General features: G+C 72.4%; 18 protein-coding genes and 1 tRNA gene. 8 read left to right on the forward strand and 11 right to left on the reverse strand.

Features of this window, described 5'->3' with window-relative positions; genetic code table 11:
- Positions 1-173: 173 nt before the first annotated feature.
- The gene (locus D5H75_RS21030) at positions 174-1,433 is read right to left on the reverse strand and encodes a glycosyltransferase family 4 protein (RefSeq protein WP_202638360.1); all 1,260 of its coding nucleotides are present in this window, start codon (positions 1,431-1,433) and stop codon (positions 174-176) included.
- Positions 1,434-1,641: 208 nt separating this feature from the next.
- Complete coding sequence (locus D5H75_RS21035) at positions 1,642-3,051, reverse strand: M1 family metallopeptidase (protein ID WP_119928223.1); 1,410 nt, start codon at positions 3,049-3,051, stop codon at positions 1,642-1,644.
- A gap of 138 nt (positions 3,052-3,189) precedes the next feature.
- Here D5H75_RS21035 and D5H75_RS21040 point away from each other — a divergent pair, with 138 nt between their 5' ends.
- Positions 3,190-3,810 carry a TIGR00645 family protein gene (locus D5H75_RS21040; protein WP_119928224.1) on the forward strand — a complete coding sequence of 207 codons (621 nt, stop codon included), beginning with the start codon at positions 3,190-3,192 and terminating at the stop codon, positions 3,808-3,810.
- Between the two features lie 139 nt (positions 3,811-3,949).
- On the opposite strand, the gene D5H75_RS21045 is transcribed toward D5H75_RS21040, so the two are convergent.
- The 4 genes from D5H75_RS21045 to D5H75_RS21060 form a co-directional block, all read right to left on the reverse strand.
- A complete protein-coding gene (locus D5H75_RS21045) occupies positions 3,950-4,597 on the reverse strand; it encodes a rhomboid family intramembrane serine protease (RefSeq protein ID WP_119928225.1) in 648 nt (215 codons plus the stop codon).
- Between the two features lie 95 nt (positions 4,598-4,692).
- A complete protein-coding gene (locus D5H75_RS21050; protein WP_119928226.1) occupies positions 4,693-5,457 on the reverse strand; it encodes a crotonase/enoyl-CoA hydratase family protein in 765 nt (254 codons plus the stop codon).
- A 25-nt stretch (positions 5,458-5,482) separates the two neighbouring features.
- A complete protein-coding gene (locus D5H75_RS21055; protein ID WP_119928227.1) occupies positions 5,483-6,256 on the reverse strand; it encodes an SDR family NAD(P)-dependent oxidoreductase in 774 nt (257 codons plus the stop codon).
- Between the two features lie 63 nt (positions 6,257-6,319).
- The gene (locus D5H75_RS21060) at positions 6,320-6,664 is read right to left on the reverse strand and encodes an STAS domain-containing protein (protein ID WP_119928228.1); all 345 of its coding nucleotides are present in this window, start codon (positions 6,662-6,664) and stop codon (positions 6,320-6,322) included.
- Positions 6,665-6,977: 313 nt separating this feature from the next.
- On the opposite strand from D5H75_RS21060, the gene D5H75_RS21065 reads away from it, so the two are divergent.
- From D5H75_RS21065 to D5H75_RS21090, 7 genes are all read left to right on the forward strand, one after another.
- On the forward strand, positions 6,978-7,847 hold the full coding sequence (locus D5H75_RS21065) for an NAD(P)-dependent oxidoreductase (RefSeq protein ID WP_119928229.1): 870 nt from the start codon (positions 6,978-6,980) through the stop codon (positions 7,845-7,847).
- Between the two features lie 97 nt (positions 7,848-7,944).
- A complete protein-coding gene (locus D5H75_RS21070; protein WP_119928230.1) occupies positions 7,945-8,733 on the forward strand; it encodes a hypothetical protein in 789 nt (262 codons plus the stop codon).
- Between the two features lie 133 nt (positions 8,734-8,866).
- Positions 8,867-9,601 (forward strand): energy-coupling factor ABC transporter permease, encoded by a 735-nt coding sequence (locus D5H75_RS21075; protein ID WP_242454403.1) that lies wholly within the window; start codon positions 8,867-8,869, stop codon positions 9,599-9,601.
- 3 nt (positions 9,602-9,604) lie between these two features.
- Positions 9,605-9,892, forward strand: coding sequence for a PDGLE domain-containing protein (locus D5H75_RS43300; protein ID WP_242454404.1), 288 nt, complete (start codon positions 9,605-9,607; stop codon positions 9,890-9,892).
- A 6-nt stretch (positions 9,893-9,898) separates the two neighbouring features.
- Entirely contained in the window at positions 9,899-10,696 is a 798-nt protein-coding gene (gene cbiQ / locus D5H75_RS21080; RefSeq protein ID WP_119928231.1) for a cobalt ECF transporter T component CbiQ, read from the forward strand.
- A complete protein-coding gene (locus D5H75_RS21085; RefSeq protein ID WP_119928232.1) occupies positions 10,693-11,430 on the forward strand; it encodes an energy-coupling factor ABC transporter ATP-binding protein in 738 nt (245 codons plus the stop codon). The genes cbiQ and D5H75_RS21085 overlap by 4 nt, the downstream gene beginning before the upstream one ends.
- 167 nt (positions 11,431-11,597) lie before the next feature.
- A complete protein-coding gene (locus D5H75_RS21090) occupies positions 11,598-12,257 on the forward strand; it encodes a hypothetical protein (RefSeq protein WP_119928233.1) in 660 nt (219 codons plus the stop codon).
- An 85-nt stretch (positions 12,258-12,342) separates the two neighbouring features.
- Here the strand turns inward: D5H75_RS21090 and D5H75_RS21095 are convergent, their stop codons facing one another.
- The 5 genes from D5H75_RS21095 to D5H75_RS21115 form a co-directional block, all read right to left on the reverse strand.
- Complete coding sequence (locus D5H75_RS21095; protein WP_119928234.1) at positions 12,343-14,226, reverse strand: glycosyltransferase family 2 protein; 1,884 nt, start codon at positions 14,224-14,226, stop codon at positions 12,343-12,345.
- A gap of 46 nt (positions 14,227-14,272) precedes the next feature.
- Positions 14,273-16,240: a glycosyltransferase family 2 protein gene (locus D5H75_RS21100; RefSeq protein ID WP_119928235.1), complete on the reverse strand. Its 1,968-nt coding sequence runs from the start codon at positions 16,238-16,240 to the stop codon at positions 14,273-14,275.
- Between the two features lie 78 nt (positions 16,241-16,318).
- Entirely contained in the window at positions 16,319-18,190 is a 1,872-nt protein-coding gene (locus D5H75_RS21105) for a glycosyltransferase (RefSeq protein ID WP_119928236.1), read from the reverse strand.
- A 21-nt stretch (positions 18,191-18,211) separates the two neighbouring features.
- Positions 18,212-19,855: a glycosyltransferase family 2 protein gene (locus D5H75_RS21110; RefSeq protein WP_119928237.1), complete on the reverse strand. Its 1,644-nt coding sequence runs from the start codon at positions 19,853-19,855 to the stop codon at positions 18,212-18,214.
- 85 nt (positions 19,856-19,940) lie between these two features.
- Positions 19,941-20,013: transfer RNA gene (locus D5H75_RS21115), tRNA-Thr, on the reverse strand.
- Between the last annotated feature and the right edge of the window lie 10 nt (positions 20,014-20,023).

A 20,023-nucleotide genomic window follows, 5' to 3' on the forward strand; every position in this document is an offset into this window, starting at 1 on the left:
ACTGTCGCCCAGACTTTCCAACTCGTCAAGACTAGACTTTCCAACACGGAAACCGAGGGCGCCGCCCGGCAGGCGACCGGCCGCCGGACCCGGGCGGGGCTCCGGGCCCGCCCCCGTTCCTACCCGTACGGCGGGGGCACGGCGCCGCGGCTCCTACCGCGCGGACGCCGCCCCTACCGCGCGACGCCGCCCTGCCGTACGACCTCGTCCCGGGACGGTCCGCCACCCTGGCGTACGGCATGAGCGGGCGGGACCGGCGGCGCCGGCACGGGAGCGGGCTCGGAGGCCAGGGCAGGCGGCGCCGCCGTGCGGAGGCGGCGGCGGGCCCTCCAGCGGGGGGAGGCCATGTGCCACAGCAGGCCGAGCGCCAGCGCGACCGTGACCGGGAAGAAGACGAACGGCACCCGGGTGACCGACAGGCCCACGACCGCCGCGCCGAACAGGAACGTCCACGCGTACATGATCAGGACCGTGCGCCGGTGCGAGTGCCCGATGTCCAGCAGCCGGTGGTGCAGGTGCCCGCGGTCGGGCGCGAACGGCGACATGCCCCGCGACAGCCGCCGCACCACCGCGAACAGCAGGTCCATCAGCGGCAGCACCATCACCGCGAGCGGCAGCAGCAGCGGGAGCAGGACCGGGAAACGGTTCAGCGCGGTGGAGTCCGCCGAGGGGATCTGCGGGATGATCGTGATCATCGAGGAGGCCAGGACCAGCCCGATCAGCATCGCGCCGGTGTCGCCCATGAAGATGCGCGCGGGGTGGAAGTTGTGCGGGATGAAGCCGGCGCAGACCCCGATGAGGACGGACGTGACCGCCGCGGTGACGTTGATCCGGCTGTCCTGCTGGTCCCAGGACAGCACCAGCGAGTAGGCCCAGGTGACCAGCGCGGAGATGCCGACGATGCCCGCCGCCAGGCCGTCCAGCCCGTCCACGAAGTTGATGGCGTTGATCACCACGACCACGACGAGCACGGTGACCGCCGGGGACAGCAGGCTGTCCAGGGAGTAGCTGCCGCCGAGCGAGTCGGGCAGCGGGATCCACGGCAGCGCGAGCCCGCAGGTCGCGAGCACGAGCCCGGCCCCGAGCTGCCCGGCGAGCTTGACGAACGGGTCCATGCCCCGCCAGTCGTCCAGGAAGCCGAGGAGGGTGATCAGGCCGCCGCCCGCGATGAGGGCGACGACGGTGTTGCCGCCGGCGGTCTCCGGGTCCGCCAGCGCCCTGCCCGCGTGGGGCACCAGGCTCGCGACGACGAGCCCCGCGACGAGCCCGCCGTACATCGCGAGCCCGCCCAGCCGGGGGGTCGGGTCGGTGTGGACGTCGCGGTCGCGGATGGCCGGCACCGCGCCGAGCCGTACGGCCAGGCGGCGCACCGGGGGGACGAGGACGAAGGTGACCGCGGCGGCGACCACCGCCATCAGAAGATATTCGCGCACAGATCACTGACCTCGACGAGAAGACCCCGGTCGGGCGTTCGGGGGGTTCCGGGCGGCTGAAACCTGCGCACATGCTACCGGCCCCGATTGGCCGTTCGTGACCGTTTCGTGATCCTCTCTCGGAACGGCCACGTCAAGGGCACGGCGGGCGCCCGCGCCGGACGCCCGCCGTGCGGCCGGGGTCACCGGCCGGACACGCCGGCCGAAATCACCAGGTGGTGGGCTTGGTCGTGGTGAAGAGCCAGGTGTGGAAGAAGGAGTCGAGCTGCTGCCCCGAGACCTTCTCGGCCAGGTCGATGAACTCGTCGGTGGTCGCCGTGCCGTACTTGTGCTCGGCGGTCCAGCGGCGCATGACGGTGAAGAACTTCTCGTCGCCGATCTTGACGCGGAGCTGCTGGAGCGTCATGCCACCGCGGGTGTAGACCGCGCTCTGGAACATGTGGTCGCGGGTCGGGTCGCCGATCCGGTAGGTCCAGAACACGTTGTCGGCCGGGGTGGAGTTGTAGGCGTTGAGGAAGGCCTGCTGGGCGGGGATGCCGCCGTGGGTCTCGTCCCAGTACCACTGGACGAAGCGCGCGAAGCCCTCGTTCAGCCAGATGTGCTTCCAGTCCCGGACGGACACGCTGTTGCCGAACCACTGGTGCGCGATCTCGTGGACGACCGTGGTGAAGTTGCGCGGCCGGGTGTAGACGGGGCGGCTCTGGGTCTCCAGGGCGTACCCCAGGCGGCCGGCCTCGTTGTCGTCGGTGATCGAGCCCGTCGTCGTGAACGGGTACGGCCCGTAGACGTCGGCCAGCTCGTCGGTGGACTGGCTGGTCGCGGCCGGGGTCGCGATCGCGTCGGGGTGCGCGGCGGCGTCGGGGTCCACAGCGTCGAGCTGCCAGATCCCCTTGCGCGTCCGCGTGGTGCTCACGTTGAACTTGCCGATCGTGGCCGTGGCCAGGTAGGTCGCCATCGGGCGGTCCTCGAACCAGGTGAAGCTGGTCTTGTCGCCCCGGTCGCGCTGGGCCAGCAGCCGGCCGTTGCCGATGGCCGCCAGGCCCTTGGGCACGGTCATCGTGACCGTGAACGTGGCCTTGTCCTTGGGGTGGTCGTTGGCCGGGTACCACGTGTTCGCGCCGTTCGGCTCGCAGACCACGACCGCCCCGTCGTCGGTGTGGACCCAGCCGTACGGCAGGCCGAAGATGATCGGGCCGCCGCGGGTCTGCGGCACGCCGCCGTACTTCACCGAGACCGTGAAGGGCCGGTTCTTCTTCAGCCCGGTCCGCGGGGTGATGACCAGTTCGTCGGCCTCACGGGTGAACCTCGCGGGGGCGCCGTTGACGCGCACCTCGGAGACGGTCATGCCGTGCAGGTCGAGGTTGAAGCGGGACAGGCGCTGGGTGGCCGCGGCCGCGATCTTGGCGCTGCCCTCCAGCCGGTCGGTGGCCGGGTCGTACGCCAGGTCCAGGTCGTAGTGCTTGACGTCGTAGCCTCCGTTGCCGAGTTCGGGGAAGTAGGAGTCCCCGAGCCCCGGCGCGCCGGGGGTGTACGGCGCTGCCGCCGCGGGTGGCGCGATCGCGATCAGGCAGGCCGCCGCCGTGCCGAGCGCGGCGAGGAGACGTGTGGGTGCCGCCATCGAGGTTCCCTTCGCACGGGATCGTCCGGGCATCTAGGAGGCTGACCGCCGCCCGCCGCCCCGGCATCGGCAAAGGTTGACAATCTTCGCAATAGGCTTGATCACCGACTGCCCCGAAAAGCACCAGAGGTAACACCTGTGACGACCGACAACCGGAGCTCTCTGCGCGGCCGCACCCTCGGCCAGTTGCTCTTCGCCAGCCGATGGCTCCAGGCGCCGCTGTACGTGGGGCTGATCGTGGCCCAGGGGGCCTACGTCTGCAACTTCATGCTCGAACTGTGGCACCTGCTGGACGTGACGTTCAGCGGCGGGCTGCCGGCCGGGGAGCGCGAGAAGGTCATCATGCTCACGGTGCTGGGCCTGGTGGACGTCGTGATGATCGCCAACCTGCTCATCATGGTGATCGTGGGCGGATACGAGACGTTCGTCTCGCGCGTGCGGATCGACGGGCACCCGGACGAGCCCGAGTGGCTGTCGCACGTCAACGCCAACGTGCTGAAGGTCAAGCTGGCCACCGCGATCATCGGGATCTCGTCGGTCCACCTGCTCCAGACGTTCATCAACGCGGCCAAGGTCCCGCCGCAGACCATGATGTGGCAGACGATCATCCACCTGGCGTTCGTCGCCTCCGCGATCGCCCTGGCGCTCATCGACCGCATCATGACGCCCCCCGGCGGCCACGGCCACGCGCAGCCGCACCGCGCCCCGGCCGAGCGCCCGCGTTCCTCCGGCGCGGAGCCCGAACTCGCCTCCCACTGACCCGCCCCGCCCCGCGCCACCCGTCCCGTGCGGCTGGCGCCCGCCGTACCGCCCCACGCCGTACGGCGGGCGCGAGCCGTACCGCCCCCGTGCCGTGCGGCGGGAGCGAGCCGTACGGCACGGGCAGGGGCGTCAGGGGCTAGCTGTAGGGCGACGGGCCGGTGGGGTAGGGGGCGGGGCGCGCGCGGGGGCGGCGGAAGACCCAGCCGGCGAGGACGCCGCCCAGCAGGCCGAACAGGTGGCCCTGCCAGGACACGCCCTCCTGCGTGGGCAGGACGCCCCAGATGATGCCGCCGTAGAGCAGGACGACGACGATGGCGAGCGCGATGTCGAGCGTGCGGCGGTCGAAGACGCCGCGCGCGAGGAGGAATCCGAAGTAGCCGAAGACGAGGCCGCTCGCGCCGATGGTGACGCTGTTCGGCGGGCTCGTGAACCAGACGCCGATCCCGCTGACCATGATGATCACCAGGGAGGCGCCGAGGAAGCGGCCGACGCCGCGCAGCGCCGCCATGAAGCCGAGCACGAGCAGCGGCCAGGAGTTGGCGATCAGGTGCTCGAAGCCCAGGTGCAGGAACGGGGCCAGGAAGATGCCGATCAGGCCGTCCGTGGTGTACGGGCGGATGCCGTAGGCGTCCAGCGGGTTGCCGAGCACGAAGTCGACGATCTCGATCGCCCAGAGCGCCGCGACCAGTGAGACCAGGAGCACGCCCACCCGGAGGGCGCTCGCCGCGCCGCGCGTGACCGGGGAGGAGGGGCGGCGCCCGGCGGGAGGAGTGACGTAGCCCATGCGCCCAAGGTACTTCGCGGTTCAGCGAAGAGCGCACGATCGATCACGAACTGGGCCCCCGCCGGGATCGGCCGATCCCGGCGGGGCGCCCGGGGCTACTCGCCCTTCCAGTCCGGGGCGCGCTTCTCGGCGAACGCCGCCGCGCCCTCCATGGCGTCCTTGGAGCCGAACACCGGGTTGATGATCGCGCCCTGCCTGTCCCACATCTCGTCCTGGGACCAGTCGGCCGACTCGACCACGACCCGCTTGCTGGCCAGCAGCGCGAGCGGGGCGTTCGCCGCGATCTTGGCCGCCAGCTCCCGCGCGCCCTCCAGCGCGCCGCCGGACGGGGTGACGCGGTTGACCAGGCCCAGCTCGTACATCCGCGAGGCCGGGTAGTGGTCGCCGGTCAGGATGATCTCCATCGCGACGTGGTACGGCACGCGCCGGGGCAGGCGGAGCAGCCCGCCGGCGCCGCAGACCAGGCCGCGCTTGGGCTCGGGCACGCCGAACTTGGCGTCCTCGGCCGCCACGACCAGGTCGCACGCGAGGACCAGCTCGCACCCGCCCGCCAGGGCGTACCCCTCGACCGCCGCGATGATCGGCTTCTTTGGCGGCTGGTTGGTGATGCCCGCGAACCCGCGCGTCTCGTGGATCGGCACGTCCCCGGTGAGGAAGCCCTTCAGGTCCATCCCCGAGCTGAACGTGCCGCCCGCGCCGGTGAGCACGTACACCGACACGTCCTTGCGCTCGTCCAGCTCGTCCAGCGCCGCCGCGATCCCGCGCGCCACCGCGCCGTTGATCGCGTTGCGCGCCTGCGGACGGTTGATCGTGAGTACGGCGACGCCGCCCTCGACTTCTACGAGTACCTCGTCAGACATGGCTGCTCCGGTCAGGAGGAGGCGGTCACTTGGGCTGGAAGCGGATGCCGCCGTCGAACCGGATGGTCTCGGCGTTCATGTAGTCGTTCTCGATGAGCGCCTTCACCAGGTGGGCGAACTCGGCCGCCTGGCCCATGCGCTTGGGGAAGACGACCGGCGCGACCAGCTTCTTCTTGAACTCCTCGGCCATCTCGCCCTGACCGTAGATCGGGGTGTCGATGATGCCGGGGCAGATGGTGTTGACGCGGACGCCGATCGCGGCGAGGTCGCGGGCGGCCGGGATGGTCATGCCGACGATGCCGCCCTTGGAGGCGGAGTAGGCGATCTGCCCGGTCTGGCCCTCCAGCGCGGCCACGGACGCCGTGTTGATCACGACGCCGCGCTGGCCGTCCTCGTCCACCGGCTCGGTCTTGGCGATCGCCGCCGCGCCGATGCGCATGAGGTTGAAGGTGCCGATGAGGTTGATGTCGATGACGGTCTTGTACGGCTCCAGCGGGTGCGGGCTGCCGTCGCGGGCGACGGTGCGGGTCGCCCAGCCGATGCCGGCGCTGTTGACCACGACGCGCAGGGGCTTGCCGGTCGCCACCGCCGCGTCCACGGCGGCCTGGACCTGCGCCTCGTCGCGCACGTCGGTCTTGGCGAAGACGCCGCCCAGCTCGTCGGCCAGGGCCTTGCCCCGCTCCTCGTTGACGTCGGCGATCACGACGGTCGCCCCGGCCGCCGCCAGCGCGCGCGCCGTGGCCTCACCGAGCCCGCTCGCGCCACCCGAGATGATTGCTGCTGCTCCGTTCACGTCCATGAGCGGAGATTACTGCGTCAACCGAATGAAGTTCTACATCGGGGGGAGAGTGAGGCGCGTCACTTACTTGGTGTTTGCCGCGATGGCCGTCTCGACGTCGGGGTAGACCGGCAGGCGGCGGTCGAGGCCGGTGGTGCTGAGCACCCGGGCCACGGGCTCCTGGGGGCCGGCGAGCGTGACCGCGCCCCCGGCCGCCGAGGCGACCCGCCACGCCTCGATGAGGGCGGACAGGCCGCTGGAGTCCATGAAGTCCACGCCGCTCAGGTCGAGCACCAGCCGCGACCCGTCGTTCTCGATGGCCTCGGTGGCCTCCTCGCGGAGCAACGGGGCGGTGAACAGATCCAGTTCCCCGAAGGCCGTGACGACCACCGCGTCACCGACCGAGTGACGCTTCAGCCGCAGCTTCATCCGGTGCCTCCTCCGCGGTGATCAGGCATGCTCACCCTGCGTTCCGCACTTTTACCCACGCCGTACGGTCCTTACCATCCGTTGCGCCGACCTTCACCATAGGCCCACGCCACGCCCCGTCCGAAATCGGGCCGTCACCCCGTCGTACTGCTCCATTGTGCTCGCCTCCGGACCCCGGACGGCCCGATTCAACCCAACGGCTCCGGATTTCCCGTATCCGCCCCCTGGATCCCGCCCGACTAGAACGAGCGTTTTAGTCGTGCTACGCTCTCCTCACTAGATAGAACGCTCTATCCAATCCGGAGGACTTCCCATGAGTGACAAGCGACCCGTCACCGTCATCGGACTCGGCCCCATGGGGCAGGCGATGGCCGGCGCCTACCTGGACGCCGGGCACGAGGTGACCGTCTGGAACCGCACCCCCTCCCGCGCCGACGCCCTGGTCGAGCGCGGCGCCGTCCGCGCGGGGACCGCCGAGGAGGCGCTGCGGGCGAACGAGCTGGTGATCCTGAGCCTCACCGACTACGAGGCGATGTACGCCGTGCTGGAGCCCGCCGCGCACGCCCTGCGCGGACGGGTCGTGGTCAACCTCAGCTCGGACACCCCCGAGAAGACCCGGGCGGGGGCGCGCTGGATCACCGGCCACGGCGGCGTGCACCTCACCGGCGGCGTCACGGTCCCGCCCTCGGGGATCGGCCGGCCGGAGTCGTCCACCTTCTACAGCGGCCCCGGCGGGGCGTTCGAGGCCCATCGCGCGACGCTGGAGGTGCTGACCTCGGCGGACTACCGCGGCGAGGACCCGGGACTGGCGGCGCTGTACTACCAGATCGGCATGGTCATGTTCTGGACCTCGATGCTGAGCTACTGGCAGGCGATCGCGCTGGCCGACGCGAACGGCCTCAAGGCGGCCGACATCCTGCCCCACGCCACCCAGACCATGGCCGACATGCCCGGGTTCCAGGAGTTCTACGCCGCGCGGATCGACGCCGGCGACCACACGGGCGACGTGGACCGCCTGGCCATGGGCCTGGCCAGCGTGGAGCACGTCCTGCACACCAACGCCGACGCGGGCGTGGACACCGCCCTCCCCGCCGCCGTGGTGGACCTGTTCCGCCGGGCGATGGACGCCGGCCACGCCGGGGATAGCTTCTCCAGCATCGTGGAGCTGATGAAGAAGAAGTAGCCGCCCCGGACGGGCCCGGCCCGGGGCCGCGCGATCCCGGTCTCGCTTCGATCACGGTCGTTAAAATTTGTACGACCTTGGGCATGATCGGGACGACGTGATCGAGTCGTCCTCGGAGGAGAACCGCATGCCCCTCTCCCCGGCCCGGGCCGCCCTGACCGGCGTGGCCGTCGCCGCCGTCACCCTCGCCAATGTCACCCCCGCGGCGGCGGCCGCCCCGCCCCCGTCCCCGCCCTCCAGCGCCTCACCGCGCGTCTCCTCGCCGCACGCCCCCTCGCCGCAGGCGCCCTCGCCGTACGCCCCGGGGCCGTCCGCGGGCCGTACGGCGAGCGCGCCGGCCGGGGAGAGCGTGGACCGGCGGGTGCTCCTGACGAAGGAGGAGCAGCCGCCGGTCGGCGACACCTGGAAGGCCCCGTGGATCAACCCCTACTTCGAACCGGCGATCACCGGGCCGATCTGCTGGGAGTACGGCGCGCCGACCGGCGCGACCGGCGGCCTGAGCGCGAGGTTCGACACGTCGCTCTGGTTCTACAACTACAACGACGTGTGGGTCTTCCCTGACGCCGCCGCGGCCGCGGCCTTCGAGAACCGGTGGCGGGAGTACCTGACGACGTGCGTGGAGCGGCACCCGCCGGGCGAGCACGGGACGCACATCCGCGACATGGCCAAGGTGGGCGTCGCGGACGGCGTGGACGTCTGGCACTTCACCACCGCCGTCAACCCCTACCACACGATCACCCAGCACTTCTGGACGGTGGTCGTGCGCCAGGGACGCGCGGTGTACGCCATGGACCTGCTCGACTACCGCGACGGCGAGCAGTCGCCGCCGTCCTTCGCCGCCTCGGTGGCCAAGATCAAGGAAAGGCTGGCCGCCTACTATCCCTGATCTCCCCGAACCGGGTCTGGCGGATCCTCATCCGGAAGTGTCACTGTTGCGAATGACTCGCAACTGGTACTCGGTTTCATGACCGGTGCGTCACCGGTCATGACCGGGTAGAGCGGACACCTCGGAGGGGACCGTGCACGTACCCGATGGGTTCTTCACCACCCCCGTGTCGATCGGAGCGGGCGTCGTCGCGGCGGCCGGCGTGGCCGTCTGCCTGCGCGGCGCCCGCCGGGAACTGGACGACCGCACCGCGCCCCTGGCCGGCCTGGTCGCGGCCTTCATCTTCGCCGCGCAGATGCTCAACTTCCCCGTGGGCGCCGGGACCAGCGGCCACCTGCTCGGCGGGGCCCTGGCCGCGATACTCGCGGGGCCGTACACCGGGGTCCTGTGCGTCACCGCGGTGCTCCTCGTGCAACTGCTGTTCGCGGACGGCGGGCTCACCGCGATCGGGGTCAACGTGACGCTGATGGCCCTGGTCACCGTGGTCGTCGCCTGGGGGGTGCTCCGGGGGATCACGAGGGTGCTGCCACGCGGCCGTGCCGGCCTCCTCGCCGCCTCGTTCGCCGCGGCGATGATCTCGGTGCCGGCGTCGGCGCTGGCGTTCGTCGGGCTGTTCGCGATCGGCGGGACCACCGCGCTGGACGTCGGCACGGTCGCGCTCGCGATGGGCGGGATCCACCTGCTCATCGGCGTCGGCGAGGGGCTGATCACCGCGCTGACCGTGGGCGCCGTGCTGGCCGCCCGGCCCGACCTGGTGTACGGCGCGCGCGGGCTGACCGCGCCGCTCCGCCTGCGCGCCACGCCGGGCGCGCCGGGCCCCACGCCGAGCCCCGCGCCGGGCACCGCCACGAGCACCGAGGGAGCCTGACCCATGAGGCGTTTCATGATCGCAGGGGTGCTGGTCACCCTCGTCCTGGCCGGGATCGTCAGCTTCTACGCCAGTTCCAGCCCGGACGGCCTCGAATACGTCGCCGAGAAGCACGGCTTCCTGGAGCGCGCGCAGGACCATCCGCTGGCGGACTCGCCCGTGGCCGACTACGGCGTGCGGGGGGTCGAGAACGAGCGGGTCTCCGGCGGCCTGGCCGGCGTGGCGGGCGTCGCGGTCACGCTGGTGCTGGCCGGGGGCCTGTTCTGGGTCGTGCGGCGCCGCGGGCAGTGACCGCGGGTGCGTCGGCTCCACCGGCCGGGTGACACCCCCGTCCACCGGCTCCCCCCGCAGTGCAAGCTGCTCGCGGTGCTGGGGTTCGCGCTGGCCGTCGTCTCCACGCCGCGCGAGGCGTTCTGGGCGTTCGCGGGCCACGCCGTCCTGCTGGGGCTGGTCGCGGCGGCCGCCCGGGTGCCGCCGCCGTTCGTCGTCCGGCGGATGGCCGTCGAGACGCCGTTCGTGCTGTTCGCCGTCCTGCTGCCGGTCGTCGGCCGGGGGCCGTACACCGAGCTGTGGGGCGTGGAGCTGAGCGTGGAAGGGCTCTGGGCGGGCTGGAACATCCTGGCCAAGGCCAGCCTGGGCGTGGCCGCCTCGATCCTGCTGGCGGCCACCACCGAGCCGCGCGCCCTGCTGCTGGGCGCGCGGCGGCTGCGGCTGCCCGCCCTGCTCGTGCAGATCGCGACGTTCATGCTCCGGTACGCCGACGTGGTCCTGGGCGAGATGCGCCGGATGCGGATCGCCCGGGAGTCGCGGGGCTTCGCCGCGCGGGACGTGCGGCACCTGCCCGTCGTGGCCAAGTCCGCGGGGGCCCTGTTCATCCGGTCGTACGAGCGGGGCGAGCGGGTGCACCTGGCGATGCTGAGCCGGGGCTACGACGGGGTCATGCCGGCGCTCTACGATCCCCCGGCGAGCGCGCGGCAGTGGGCCGTGGCGGCGGCGCTCCCCGGAGCCGCCTGCGCCGTGGCCCTCGCCGCCTGGATCGAGGTCTCGGGGATCGGGGTCCCGGGGATGGGAGTCTCGGGGATGGGAGCGGGATGACCGAATCGCTGGCGGTGCGCGGCCTGGCCTACGCGTACCCGGACGGCACGCAGGCCCTGTTCGGCGTGGACCTGACCGTCGCCAGGGGCGAGCGGGTGGCCCTGCTCGGCCCGAACGGCGCCGGCAAGACCACGCTCGTCCTGCACCTCAACGGCATCCTCACGCCGGGCCTGGGCGGCGTGAGCGTGGGCGGCCTCCCGGTGACCAAGGCCAACCTCAAGGAGATCCGCCGCCGGGTGGGCCTGGTCTTCCAGGACCCGGACGACCAGCTCTTCATGCCGACGGTGCGCGAGGACGTCGCCTTCGGCCCGGCCAACCTGGGACTGCGCGGCGAGGAGCTGGAGCGGCGGGTGACCTGGGCCCTCGACCGCGTCGGCATGCTCGGCGAGATCGACCGGGCGCCGCACCACCTGTCCTTCGGGCAGCGGCGGCGGGTGGCCGTCGCGACGGTGCTGGCGATGGAGCCGGAGATCCTCGTGCTCGACGAGCCGTCGTCCAACCTGGACCCCGCGGCCCGCCGCGAGCTCGCCGAGATCCTGCGGAGCCTGGACGTGACCGTGCTGATGGTCACCCACGACCTGCCGTACGCCCTGGAGCTCTGCGAGCGGTCCCTGATCCTGTCCGGCGGGGTGATCGTGGCCGACGGCCCCACCCGCGAGCTGCTCGCCGACAGCGCCCTGCTGGCCGCGCACCGCCTGGAGCTGCCGTACGGCTTCGCCGTGCCCGCGAGCTAGCCGGGGCGCGCCCGGCTCCGGCCGTACGGGGCGGGGGTGCCGATCGGCACGTCCCGGCCGTCCCGGCGCGCCGGAAAGGGGCCGATCGGCACATGGGCGAGGCGCGGGCGCGCCCGGAGGGTGGAGTCAGGAGCCGGATCACCGGCGTTCACCTCGAGGGAGTCAGCATGCGAAGTCTCGTCCGCCGCCAGGCCCGCGCGGCCGGGCCCGCGAGTGTCGCCGTCATCGCCGCCCTGGCCGTGGCCGGGCCGCTCGCCGTCGCCACCGCCGTACCGGCGAGCGCCACCGGATCGCCCGCCGCCGGTTCGCCCGCCGCCGCCCGGCCGCCCGCCGCCGTCGCGCCGGTCACCGTCTCGCAGGGGAAGGGGGCGGGCGATCCGGGGATGCCGCCGCCCGTGCCCGCCACCCCCGGCGCCCGGATCGGCGGCGTCGGGCACTTCACCTACGACGAGCCCGGCGTCGAGGGGCACCGGATCCGGTTCGCCGTCCACGCCCGGGTCGCCGCGGACGGCACCGCGCGCGGGGCGCTCACCTACCGTCACCTGCTGCCGGACGGGAAGCTCCTCGGCCGTGGCCGGGCCGACGTGACCTGCGTCAACGTCACGGGTGACACGGCGCTGGTGACCGCCGTCGTGCCCGAGGGGCAGGGCACGGTGCGCAACCACGCCTTCTACCTCAAGATCATCGAGGGCCGCCCGGACCGGATCGAGACCCTCCAGACGAACAACGGCCCCGTCCGCCCTCCCAGCTACTGCGCGGACCCCGCCTTCAACCCCGACATCAGGCGCTACCCCATCGAGCGCGGCGGTTTCCGCTTCACCGCCTAGCCCGGCCGGTCCGGACGTCCGGGGCGGGGACGCGCCCCGCCCCGGACGCACCCTCGCCCGGGCGCGCTCCGCCCGGGCGGGGGTGTCAGCGGGCGCGGCGCAGGAGGCTCAGCGGGCTCCGCGAGGTGATCTTGAGGGAGAGGTTGCCGTGGGGGTTCGTGGCGTACGGCCGGGCCGTGCGCAGCCGCAGGCCCTGCCGCCAGGTCGCGGGGGCCGGGAGCGGGACGCCTGAGACGGGCAGGCGCCAGCGGTGCCCGTTGCCGCCCAGGTCGGCCCAGAGGTAGGCGTCCCACGTGCCGGACGCCAGGGGGATCGGGTCCAGCACCGCGGCGAGCCCGGACGGGCCGGAGGTGACCGGGATCCTGACCGTCTCGTCCGTCGCCCGCTCGACCAGGAGCAGGGCGAGCGGCGTCCCCTCGCCCGGGGCCTGGCCGGAGATCGACAGGGCCGCCTCGATCTGGAGGCGGCGGCCGATCCGCGCGGCCCGCGTCAGCCGTACCGAGGGACGGGGGCTGACCTTGCGCCCGCCGATGTCGATCGTGAGGTTGCCGTAGGGGGTCGTGTAGTAGTGCGCGGTGAAGCCCTGGGGCAGGACGCGGGCGGGCGGGCCGGTGCGGGACTCGTCGCGGTCGGCGCCCAGGCGGCCGGTGCGCTCGATGCCGGAGACGCGGGAGGTGACCGAGACGTCCCACAGGCCGGGGGCGGCGGGGAGGTCGATCTCGCAGGTGAAGTCGCGGCCGGTGGACTCGGCCGGGTAGACGTGCGTCTCGTCGGTCTCGCGGTCCCGCAGGACGAGCTCGATCTCGCTCCCGTCCGGGTCCAGGTGCTCGATGTAGGCGTGGCCGCGCAGGCGCAGCCGGTCGCCGGACCAGTCGAGCTCGTCCAGGCGGCGCCAGAGGTACAGCCGCCGCAGCTCGAACAGCTCGTCGGGGAAGCGCGGGTCTCCGTGGTACGGCAGGCCCGCGTAGGCCCGCCCGTCGCGCACCGAGGCCGTCCCCGCGGTCGCGGTCAGGATCTCCGCCAGCTCGTCGAGCAGGCCCTCGCGCGCACAATGGACGCGCAGGCGGTCCAGCGGCGGCAGGCGGTCCAGCACGCCCGGCGTGAGCCACTCCCCGCACAGCGCCGCGACCGACTCCGCCAGGGCCGTACGGCGAGCGGAGTCCGACGCGACGTAGCGGTCGTCGAGCTTGGCCAGGATGTCCCAGCGGAAGTGGCGGGTCAGGAGGTGGTCGCGCAGCTCGCCGGGCGGGACGTGGGCGGCCATCAGATCGATGGGCTCGCGGATCAGCGGCAGGAGCGCCAGCGGATCCCGGCTGGAGTCCTCCTGGGTGATGCTGGTGCCGTCGGGGCGGCCGACCAGGTGGTAGCAGTCGTGGGAGGCGACGACCGAGATGACCTCGGCGTGCAGGTAGGCGTGCGCGGCGAACAGCAGGTCCTCGCCCAGGCGGCGGTCCTCGTCGAAGCGCAGCTTGTGCCGGTCCAGGAAGTCGCGGCGGAACAGCTTGAAGATCGCCAGGCTGTTGTAGACCGTGCTGTCGAGCAGGGTCGTGCGCTCCCGGTCGATCTTGAACATGGAGACCGGCGTCGAGCGCCCGACCCCGACGATCTTGCCCAGGACGATGTCGGAGTCGTTGCGGTCGGCCATCGCGACCATGCGCTCCAGCGCCTCCGGGCCCAGCCAGTCGTCCGCGTCGCAGAAGAAGACGTAGCGGCCCCGGGCGTGCTCGATCCCCAGGTTCCGGGGCCGGGACGGGCCGCCGGAGTTCGGCTCGCGCAGCACCCGGACCACGCCCGGGTGCCGGGCGGCGTACTCGTCCAGGACGCCGGCGCTGCCGTCCGTCGAGCCGTCGTCCACCGCCACGACCTCCAGCCGGCCGGTCCCGATGGACTGGCCGACCAGCGAATCTATGCAGCGCGGGAGGTACTCCCGGCAGTTGTAGACGGGCACGATCACGCTGACGTCCGGCACCGCGACTCCCCTCCCCCTGGGGTCACCGCGACGCCTGGTGCCGCGGCTAACTCTTGGTACGAGAGTTAAGTATCCGGGACAGCTTGGCCTGAATGAGCGACTCGATCACAACGATGAGGTTTCCGTCCCGTGACGCGCCCTCGTAGCCCGGCCGCGCGACCCGGCCCCGCAGCCCGCGCCACCACGAGCGGGGACCCGGCGCGGTGGCCTTGCCGGCGGACCTGTCGGCCCCGAGCGGCAGCCCGGCCTTGCCCTCGCCCAGGTCGAACTCGGCGTACAACGCCCAGGTGCCGGGGCGTTCGGGCATCGGGACGGCCGTGCTGAAGCCGGTGGCGGGCACCCGCACCTCGCCCTCGCCGTCCTGCCGCCGCCACACCAGGGAGTGCACGATCGAGGCGGGCGGCCGCTGGCGGCCGAACTTGACGTCCAGTCCGACCACGAGCCGGTTCCGGTCGTCCCAGGCGGCCTTGGTCAGCTTGAGGTGCTTGTCCAGGGTGAAGGAGTTCTCGCCCACGTCGATCGACAGGTTGCCGTAGGGCTCGGTGTAGTACGGCTGGACCACGCGCTCGCGCGACAGCCGCGGCGTGCCCACGGTGGAGTCCGCGTCGCGTTCGAAGCCGAACCGCACGGTCCGCTCGAACTCCCCGGCCCGGAAGACCAGGAAGGCGTCCCACACGCCGTCGGCCAGCTCCCCCGGGTCGACGGCCGCGACGAACCCGGCGTCGCCGTAGTCCACCCCGTCGTCCGGCGTGGCCGAGGTGGGCTCACGCCGTACGGCGAACCGCTTCTCGGCCTTGGACTCGCGCTCGGTCAGCAGCACGGCGATCTCGGTGCCCTCGCCGGGCAGGCCCTCCATGTACGCGTGGCCGGCGATCTCCAGGGCGCCCTCGGCGGTCCAGGACAGGCGGGTGAGGCGGCGCTGGAGCGGGAGCTTCCTGGTCGCGTCGTAGCGGTCGTCCGGCACGCCCCACTCACGGAAGCCGGGCAGGAGCTGGTAGAGCCGGTCGCCCTCGACGAGCACGCGCGGGGTGCCCTCGGCGGCCACGACCTGGCGTAGCTCCTCGATCCGGTCCTCCCGCACGAGGTGCGCCCGCAGGCGCGCGCCCGGGTCCAGGCGCTCCCACACCCCCGGCGTGAGCCATTCGGGCAGGTCGGCGCGGACGGCCTCGGCGACCTTGCGCTGCTCGGACTCGTCCAGCCGCAGCCAGTACCCGTCGAAGAAGCGCAGGTAGCCGCGCACGACGTTGCGGTAGACCATGAAGTCGCGCCCGGGCCCCGGCTCGGTGTGCGCGACGATCATCTCCATCAGGGACTTGGTGCGCTGCGCCCCGGCGACGTAGTCCACGCTCCCGGCGACCATGTTGGAGCCGTCGTCGCGCATGCGGATGAAGACGTAGTCGTAGTCCGACAGCACCGAGATCGTCTCGGCGTGCAGGTAGGCGTGCGTGGTGAAGGGCTCGTCCTCGCCGAAGTGGTGCGGGAACCGCAGCTCCAGCCGGTCGATCAGCTCACGCCGGAACAGCTTGGTCGCCGAGCACGTCCAGTAGACCTTGGACGTGAACAGGTCGGCCTTGGGCTGGTTGTAGCCGAACATGGACTTCGGCGCGGGGTAGCCGGAGACGCTGATCATCTTGCCGAGCAGGATGTCCGAGCCCCACTTGTCCGCCTTGTTCACCATGCGGCGGAGGGCGTCCTCGCCCAGCCAGTCGTCGGCGTCCAGGAAGTAGACGTAGTCGCCGCGCGGCCCCATGTCCAGCGCGGTGTTCCGCGGGCGGCCGGGACCGCCCGAGGGCGCGTCGTGGTGGTGGACGCGCACGATCTCCGGATGGGCGGCGGCGTACTCGTCCACCAGCTCGGCGGAGCCGTCCGTGGACCCGTCGTCCACGAGGATGAGCTCCAGCGCGTCGGTGCCGATCGTCTGCCCGAGCACGGAATCCACGCTTTTGGGCAGGTATGACCGGCAGTTGTACACCGGAATGATGACGCTTACCCGCACCCGTTTCCCTTCGGTCACGCGAGCAAGGATAGATCCCGGAGGGCTCCGGTAAAGCCCTCGCGACGTTTCGGTTCCCGCCGCCCCGCGACCGGCGTGTCAGCGGAGGATGGTTCGCACCAGTTTGCGCAGGCGGGCGCGGAGCAGCGGCTCGACGCTGACGCTCAGCCCGCCGTCGTCGTACCCGGTCCGCGCGACGCACCTGCGCGCCCCGGCCCGCGTCTTGTACGCGGGTGGCCGCGTCGCCTTCCCCGCCGCGCGGCGTTCGCCCGCGCGCACCAGCCTGGTCTCCTCCCCCAGGGCCACCTCGGCGTACGCGTGCCACACGCCAGGGCCGGGGAACTCCACCGCCGCCGACCCCGGTTCGGCCGCCTCCGCCCGCACCCGCGCGCCGTCCCCCTCGCGCCGCCACACCAGGGCGCGTACGGCTCCCGCCGGCGCCGGCCGCCGCCCGAAGGTGACCTCCCACTCCACGGCGAGCCTCCCGGCGGCGTCCGGGGTCACCCGCGTCAGCCGTACGGCCCGCGCCAGCGGGAACACGCGCTCGCCGACGTCGATGGACAGGTTGCCGTAGGGGTCGGTGTAGTACGGCTGCGCGACGTGCCCGGCGGCGAGGCGGGGCGGGGGGACCTCGGTGCGCTCGTGGTCGCGGTCCGCGCCGAGCCTGCCGGTGCGCTCGACCGCCGCCACGCGCACCGCGACGGACACGTCCCACACCCCGGGGGTCAGCCGGGCGGGGTCCAGCGGGCCGGGGCCCGGCTCCAGGATCTCGCCCGTCTCGCGCTCGGTGAGCGTCAGCCGCACGTCGTCGGCGGCCACGCCGGTGAGCCCCGCCTCCCAGCCCACGGCCAGGCGGCCGTCCGCCGTCCAGTCCAGCGACGTGAGACGGCGCCAGAGCGGGATGGCGCGCGTGGCGTCGTAGCAGGTGTCGGGCACGCCGGCCTCGCGGAACCCGGGGTAGAGCTGGAAGAGGCGGTCGTGCTCGGCGCGCACGGGGACGTTGCGGGCGGCCACGATCTCGTCGAGCAGCCCGAGCAGGCGGTGCTCGACGCAGTAGGCGCGCAACCGGTGGTACGGCGACATGCGCGCGCGGATCCCGTCGTCCAGCCACCGGCCGAGGGACGCGGCGACGGCCTCGACCAGGCGTTCCTTCTCCTCGCGCGACTGGGCGAGGTAGCGGTCGCCGAACCGGCCGAGCGGCCCGTGGACGAGATTCCGATAGATCATGAAATTTCGTCCTTCGCCGGGTGGGACGGACGACGTGATCAGCTCGCAGATCTCGTCGTAGTGCCCGACCCTGGCGACCTGGTCCACGGGCCCGGCGGTCATGTTCCCGCCGTCCTCGCGGCCCCGGAGGTAGAGGCAGTCGTAGCTCGCCAGCACCGAGATCGTCTCGGCCGCCAGGTAGGCCCGCGTGCTGAAGAGCTGGTCCTCCCCGTAGTGGTGCGGGAAGCGCAGGCCGGCGATCAGCTCCCGCCGCCACAGCTTGCACGCGCTGAGCGACCAGTAGACCCGCGAGGTGAACAGGTCGGCCCTGGGCTGGTCGTGGCGGAACATCGTGACCGGCACCGGGTAGCCGCCCACCCCCACCATCTTGGCCAGCACCACGTCCGAGCCCCACCTGCGGGCGGCGGCCACCAGGCGTTCCAGCGCCTCGTCGCCCAGCCAGTCGTCGGCGTCCAGGAAGAAGACGTACTCCCCGCGCGGGCCCAGGTCCAGCGCGGTGTTCCGGGGCCTGCCGGGGCCGCCCGAGGGCTCGTCGTGGTGGAAGACCCGCACCACCCCGGGGTACCGGCGGGCGTAGTCGTCGATCAGCTCGCCGCTGCCGTCCGTGGACCCGTCGTCCACGAGGATGATCTCCAGCTCGCCGATCCCGATCGTCTGGTCGAGCACGGAATCGACGCACTGTTTCAGATAGCGCGCGGCGTTGTGAACCGGAGTGATGACAGTGACAGCCGGTGTCTCCCCCACACGCGCCCCCGCGTCCTCGGGTTAACTACTCCTCTGTCGCACCGTACTTCCGGAACGGGCCATAAGGCGACGGATGCCGGAGAAATACCTGCGGGCGACCCGCTTGGCCTTCTGGGTCGTGGCCGACTGGGCGATCGTCAGCCGCAGGTTGCCCTTGCCGTCGTAGCTCAAGTGGGCCGAGTCGCGCAGGAAGCCGCGGCGCACCTGGCCCCGCGTGACGTTGGAGGCCGTCTCCGGCGCGCGCTTGGGGCCCAGCCGCACCGTCTTTCGCAGCCCGCGGGACTCGATGCTCACCGAGATGTTCCACGTGCCCCGGGGCAGCGGGCGGCCCGCCCCGGCCGTGGCCAGGTCGATCGCGACGCGGAAGCCGGCGTGCGGGTAGGCGTGCCGGCTCGGCTTGAGGTCGGGGGTGTCCACGGTGACCACCGGGAACCGGTGCTCGGTCTCGGACTTGGGGTCGCGCAGCACGATCTCGACCTCGCCGCCGTCCACCCCGATCACCGACAGGTAGGCGTGGCCGCGCATGTAGAGGACCGGGCCGTCGATCGTGGCCTCCTCCAGCCAGTGCCGCGCCTTGACCTGGTGGGTCAGCTCGAAGCACTCGTCGGGGATGCCGCTCCCGTCGCGGAAGTGCGGGTATCCGGCGAAGACCCGCCCGTCCTCCACCGTGACGTCCGCCTCGGCCTCGTACGCCGGGCACAGGGCGATGTCGGTCAGCTCCGGCAGCAGCCCGTGGCGCAGGCAGTACGCCCGCAGCCGGTCCCAGGGGCCCAGCCGCTCCTGGATCCAGTCGGTGTGCCAGGCGTCGATCAGGGGCTTGGCGGCGTTGAAGACGGCCTCGCGCTCCTCCGGCGGCCACTCGGCCCAGCGCAGGTTGAACCGGCTCAGCACCTCCAGCCGGATGTGCCGCAGCATCAGCCGGTCGCGGTTCTCGCCCGGGTCGGTGTGCCCCGCGACCAGCTCCATCACCTCGGCCGTCTGCGGCATGCGCTCCAGCGGGTGGATGGGCGACTGGGTCGCGCTGACGTGCCCCTCGCGGTGGGTCGCGTAGTAGCAGGGGTAGTCGGCGACCACCGAGATCACCTTGGCGTTGAAGTAGACCCGCGCGGTGAACGGCTGGTCCTCGCCCGAGCGCACGTTCTCCGGGAAGCGGAGGCCCAGGCGCTCGATCAGCTCGCGGCGGAACAGCTTGGTCGGCGACAGGGTGTTGTAGACGCCGTGCTTGAAGAGGTCGGCCCGGTCGCGGTTGACCGTGAACATGCTCTTGGGCACCGACCGGCCGCCCACCCCGACCATCTTGCCCAGCACCACGTCGGAGTCGTTGCGCTCGGCCATCGCGACCATGCGCTCCAGCGCCTCGGTGCCCAGGTAGTCGTCGGCGTCCAGGAAGAAGACGTAGGTGCCCCGGGCGATGTCCAGGCCCACGTTGCGCGGCCTGCTCGGCCCGCCGGAGTTCTCCTGGTGCACCACGCGCACCACGCCCGGGTGCCGCTCGGCGTACTCGTCCAGGATCGCGCCGCCGGCGTCGCGCGAGCCGTCGTCGACCGCGATGACCTCCATCCGGTCGTGCCCGATGCTCTGGGCGAGCACCGAGTCCAGGCACTCGCGCAGGAACGGCTCGGCGTTGTACACCGCGATGATCACGGAGACCAGGGGCCCGGCCACCCGAGCACCTCCTCAGACGACGACGATGCGGGGGAACTGCGCGCGCACGCCCGCCGTACAGGAGGACGCGGAGAGGGAAGTCGAGAGCCGACGAGGGGAATCGAACCCCTAACCTGCCGCTTACAAGGCGGCTGCTCTGCCGATTGAGCTACGTCGGCGGGTGCCACG

The sequence above is a fragment of the Bailinhaonella thermotolerans genome, from assembly GCF_003594875.1.
Taxonomy (GTDB): domain Bacteria; phylum Actinomycetota; class Actinomycetes; order Streptosporangiales; family Streptosporangiaceae; genus Bailinhaonella; species Bailinhaonella thermotolerans.